The sequence below is a fragment of the Brevundimonas sp. genome (assembly GCF_023259385.1).
GTDB lineage: Bacteria > Pseudomonadota > Alphaproteobacteria > Caulobacterales > Caulobacteraceae > Brevundimonas.
On record NZ_JAHFPF010000240.1, the window covers coordinates 1 to 4,800 of the forward strand.

The window sequence follows — 4,800 nt, forward strand, 5'->3', positions numbered from 1 at the left end:
GGCAGGGGACGCGGCTGGACCGCTTCGGGCGGCGGGGTGAAGGTCGGGGTCGCGGTCGGGGCCTCGGCGCCGGAATAGACGTCGATGCCGGCTTCCGGGTCGATCGGCTGGGCGTCAACGGGCGCGGCGGCCTTCATGTCGCCGACGGGCGTGCCCACGGCGGGCGGCGCGTCGTTCGAGGAGCGCGGACCGGCGCGATAGTAGACCACCACCGCGATGATCAGCAGCACCAGCACCACGCCGGAGATGATCAGGGTCAGCGGCGGGGACTTGCCGCCGCCTCCACCGCCGCCGCCATGTCCGCCGCCGCGGCGCGGATCATAGCCGCCGCGCTCGAACGGCAGGTCGTCGTCGGTCGGCGGGGTGTAGGCGCCGCGGTCGCGGCCCGGATTCGGACGGTAGGGATCTTCGTGGGACATGGCCGCGCCTTGGAAACGTCGCCGACCGCGAATCGCCCGCGTCGGCCAACTACTCTACCCGCCCCGACGAGGGTTACGAATCACAGATCGAGGGCCAGGTCGAGGCTGAACAGCTTCTTGTGTTCCTCGATGGCGTAGCGGTCGGTCATCCCGGCGATGTAGTCGCACACCGCCCGGGCCCGCCGGGTCTCGTCGCCGCCCTGGGCGGGGCCTGACCATTCCGGCGGCATGGTCTCGGGCTCGGCCATGAACAGCTGGAACATCTCGGCCAGGATCCGCCGCGCCTGGCTGCGGGTCCGGTTGACGCGATAGTGGCGGTACATCCGCTCGAACAGGAACTTCCTCAGCACGCCCAGGTCCGCCAGCATGGCCGGCGAGAAGGCCACCAGCGTGCGGGCGGCCATGCGCACGTCCTCGGTGGAACGGACGCCGTCCGCCTCCAGCCGCCGCTCGGTCTCGGCCAGCACGTCCTCGATCATGACCCCGATCATGCGGCGCACCGCCTCGATACGGACCATCCGCTCGTCGATGGCCGGCCAGTCGGCGCGGACGCCGCGCAGCACCGGCCCGATCAGGGGCACGTCGGACAGGTCGTCCAGGGTGAAGAGGCCCGCCTGCACTCCGTCGTCCACATCATGGTTGTTGTAGGCGATGTCGTCGGCGATGGCGGCGGCCTGGGCCTCCAGCGAGGCGAAGCTGTTCAGCCGCAGGTCCCAGCCCGGGGCGTAGTCGGCGATGGCGCGCCAGGCGGGCTCGTCCAGCCGGTGGCTGACCGGACCGTTGTGCTTGACCACGCCCTCGACCGTCTCCCAGCTCAGGTTCAGGCCGTCGAACTGGGGATAGCGCTCCTCCAGCTTGGTCACGACGCGGAAGGTCTGGACGTTGTGGTCGAAGCCGCCCCACGGGGCCATCTGGGCCTGCAGCTCATCCTCGCCCGCATGGCCGAAGGGCGGATGGCCCAGGTCGTGGGCCAGGGCCACCGTCTCGGCCAGGTCGGTGTCCAGCCTCAGGGCATGCGCCAGCGAGCGGGCGATCTGGGCCACTTCCAGCGAGTGGGTCAGGCGGGTGCGGTAGTGGTCGCCCTCGTGCGCCACGAAGACCTGGGTCTTCTCCTTCAGGCGGCGGAAGGCGGTGGCGTGGATGATCCGGTCGCGGTCGCGGGCGAAGGCGTTGCGGGTGCGGCTGATCGGCTCGGGCGACAGCCGGCCTCGGCTGTGCTCGGGATATTCGGCGTAGGACGCGCGCTCAGGGATCAAGTTCGGCTGCTCATTCGCTCAGGCGCCCTTTGCGAACGCCCGTCCGCGCCTCATATAGGCCTGCGTGAGCACCGTCCAATCCGCACCCGCCTTCGCCGTCTCCGTCCCCACCGGCGGTCATGGCCTGACCCTGTCCGAAAGCGCCGCCCGGCGCCTGGCGAAGCTGGGCGAGGCCGAGGGCCATCCGGTGCTGCTGCGCGTCGCGGTGGACGGCGGCGGCTGCTCGGGCTTCCAGTACCGCTTCGAACTGATCGAGGCCGGCGACGCCGACGACATCCGCATCGAGACCGACGGCCAGGCCGCCGTGGTCGACACCGTCTCCCTGCCCTTCCTCAAGGGCTCCGAGATCGCCTTCGTCGACGACCTGGCCGGAGCCCAGTTCGTGGTGCGCAACCCGAACGCGGCGTCCAGCTGCGGCTGCGGCGTCAGCTTCTCGATCTAGTCCCGCACCAGCCCGCCATCGACCACCAGGTTCTGCCCCGTCACCGCCCGGCTCCAGGGCGAGGCGAAGAACAGGACGGCGTCGGCGAACTCTTCGGGCGTGGTGACCGAGCGCAGCGGGGTCATGCCGGCGATCAGGTCGAAGACCGCCTCGGGCGTGGCCGCGCTGGCGTCCGTGGTGCGCAGCAGGCCGCCGGAGACCATGTTGACCGTGATCCCCTGCGGACCGAGGTCGGCGGCCGCCGTGCGGGTCAGGCTGAGCAGGGCGACCTCGGCGGCGGTGTAGTCGTGGTAGGGCACGACCGGGTTCTGGAACAGGTTGGTGCCGATGTTGACCACCCGGCCGAAACCGATGCCGGCCATGCCCGGCGCCGTCGCCTGGATGACGTTCAGGGCGCCGCGCACGACGGTGGCGAACTGGTCCTCCATCTCGGACCAGTCGAGGTCGGCGAACTGCGACCGGCCGTCGCCATTGAAGCTGTAGTCCAGGGCGTTGTTGACGACGGTATTGACCGGGGCGCCGAAGACGTCCTCGGCCATCGCGACCATCTCCTGCACCGCCTCGCGATCGGTGACGTCGGCGCGGAAGGCGACGGCCTGTTCGGGAAACTCATCGACCAGTTCGCGGGCGGCGGTCTCGCTGGCGCGGAAGTTGATGACGACGCGGGCGCCCTGGGCGGCGAAGGCGCGGATCACGGCGGCGCCGACGCCGCGCGCGCCGCCGGTGACGAGGACGATCTGCTCTTCGAGTTTCATCAGGCCAGGGTCTCCTGGAAGCGGACTGGGCGGCCGTGGGCCGCGCCCTGCAGCTCGCCGTCGCGCATGACGACGCGGCCGCGCACGATGGTGGCCTTGGCCTGGCCGGTGGCCTCGAAGCCGTCGAACGGGGTCCAGCCCGAGCGGGTGGCCATGTCCTCGTGCCTGAGAACATGCTTGGCCTTCAGGTCGACGATGGTCAGGTCGCCGTCATAGCCCTCGGCCATGCGGCCCTTGCCGGCGATGCCGAAGACGCGGTTGGCGCCGTGGCTGGTCAGGTCGATGAAGCGGTCCAGCGTCAGCCGCCCGTTGGCGACGTGGGTCAGCATGACCGGCACCAGCGTCTGCACCCCCGGCATGCCCGAGGGTGAGGCGGGGTAAGGCCGGGCCTTCTCCTCCAGCGTATGCGGCGCGTGGTCCGAGCCCAGCACGTCGGCGACGCCCTGCTCCACCCCGCGCCACAGGCCGGCGATGTGGTAGTTGTTGCGGATCGGCGGGTTCATCTGGGCCAAGCCCTTGAGGCGGTCGTAGGCCTCGTCGCCGTCCAGGGTCAGATGCTGGGGCGTGACCTCGACGGTGGCGACGTCCTTGTGCCCGGCCAGGAACTCGATCTCTTCCGCCGTGGTCACGTGCAGCACGTGGATGCGGGCGCCGGTCTCCTTGGCCAGCCCGACGAGGCGCCGGGTGGACATGATGGCGCTCTCGGGATCGCGGACCTCCGGGTGGCTGGTCCAGTCGCCGGTGCGGGCCAGCGGGCGGCGCTCCACGAGGCGGTACTCATCCTCGGAGTGGAAGGTGGCGCGGCGCTTCACATGGCGCAGCACCTCGCGCACGCCGTCGTCGTCGGCCACCAGGAGGGTGCCGGTCGAGGCGCCCATGAAGACCTTGACCCCGCAGCAGCCGGGCAGCCGCTCCAGCTCGGCCAGGTATTTCGCGTTCTCGTGGGTGCCGCCGATGTAGAAGGCGTGGTCGGTCCACATGCGGTCGCGGGCGCGGTCCAGCTTGTCGGCCAGGGTGTCCGGATCGGTGGTGTTGGGCTCGGTGTTCGGCATCTCGAACACGGCGGTGACCCCGCCCAAGGCCGCGGCGCGCGAGCCGGTCTCCAGATCTTCCTTCCACTCCAGACCGGGTTCGCGGAAGTGGACCTGGGTGTCGATGACCCCCGGCAGGACCGTCAGCCCCGTCGCGTCGAACGTCTCGCCCGCCGAGGCCTGGCCGAGGTCGCCGATGAAGGCGATCTTGCCGTCGATGATGCCGACGTCGGCGAGGCCGCGTCCGGCGTGATTGGCGACTTCGCCGCCGCGAACGATCAGGTCATAGGTCATGGGCCGCCTGAATAGTCCGAAAGCGGGCGGAAGGCAGGATGCGCGCGCAAAAAAAGACAGTGCGAAGAGTGCGAACGGGGCGGATCGAAAACACCGTCCGAAGCGTCCGATGCGTCCGGATAGGTCGGGTAGCAACAGGCCGTAGAGTAGCCGATGGGTGCGTCAGGAATGGACGTACGGCCTCCGCCGCATAAACGGGATGCGCAACGGCGAAGGTCGGCGTAAAGCCGCGCCATGTTCGATCTTGCCCCTGAAATCCTCGCCCTGCTGTTCGCCGCGGCGGTGCTCGCCGGATTCGTGGACGCCATCGCCGGGGGCGGCGGGCTGATTACCGTTCCGGCCCTGCTGGCGGCGGGCGTGCCGCCGGTGGCTGCGATCGCGACCAACAAGATCCAGGGCAGCTTCGGCACGGCGGCGGCCACATACACATTCTGGCGCAAGGGGCGGATCGACTTCGCCCTGCTGAAATGGCCATTGATCGCGACGGCGGTCGGGGCGGCGCTGGGCGCCTTTACCGTGACGTTCGTGGACACGACCTGGCTGATGGTCCTGCTGCCCGTCCTTCTGGCCGGGATCGCGGTCTATTTTCTGGTCGGACCCAAG

At 70.0% G+C, this 4,800-nt stretch carries 5 protein-coding genes and 1 pseudogene; 2 read left to right on the plus strand and 4 right to left on the minus strand.

What is annotated here, in order from left to right; all coding sequences use genetic code 11:
- Both Q0C81_RS15465 and Q0C81_RS15470 read right to left on the minus strand, forming a co-directional pair.
- Positions 1-419: pseudogene (locus Q0C81_RS15465) on the minus strand (SPOR domain-containing protein); the annotation flags it as partial.
- 80 nt (positions 420-499) lie between these two features.
- Positions 500-1,675, minus strand: coding sequence for a deoxyguanosinetriphosphate triphosphohydrolase (locus tag Q0C81_RS15470; protein ID WP_291839893.1), 1,176 nt, complete (start codon positions 1,673-1,675; stop codon positions 500-502).
- Positions 1,676-1,739: 64 nt separating this feature from the next.
- On the opposite strand from Q0C81_RS15470, the gene erpA reads away from it, so the two are divergent.
- Positions 1,740-2,117: an iron-sulfur cluster insertion protein ErpA gene (erpA, locus tag Q0C81_RS15475; protein WP_291839895.1), complete on the plus strand. Its 378-nt coding sequence runs from the start codon at positions 1,740-1,742 to the stop codon at positions 2,115-2,117.
- Here the strand turns inward: erpA and Q0C81_RS15480 are convergent.
- Positions 2,114-2,872 carry a 3-oxoacyl-ACP reductase gene (locus tag Q0C81_RS15480; RefSeq protein WP_291839898.1) on the minus strand — a complete coding sequence of 253 codons (759 nt, stop codon included), beginning with the start codon at positions 2,870-2,872 and terminating at the stop codon, positions 2,114-2,116. The genes erpA and Q0C81_RS15480 overlap by 4 nt on opposite strands.
- Positions 2,872-4,197: a dihydroorotase gene (locus Q0C81_RS15485; RefSeq protein ID WP_291839901.1), complete on the minus strand. Its 1,326-nt coding sequence runs from the start codon at positions 4,195-4,197 to the stop codon at positions 2,872-2,874. The genes Q0C81_RS15480 and Q0C81_RS15485 overlap by 1 nt, the downstream gene beginning before the upstream one ends.
- Positions 4,198-4,431: 234 nt before the next feature.
- On the opposite strand from Q0C81_RS15485, the gene Q0C81_RS15490 reads away from it, so the two are divergent.
- On the plus strand, positions 4,432-4,800 hold a 369-nt coding region (locus tag Q0C81_RS15490), incomplete at its 3' end, for a TSUP family transporter (protein WP_291839903.1).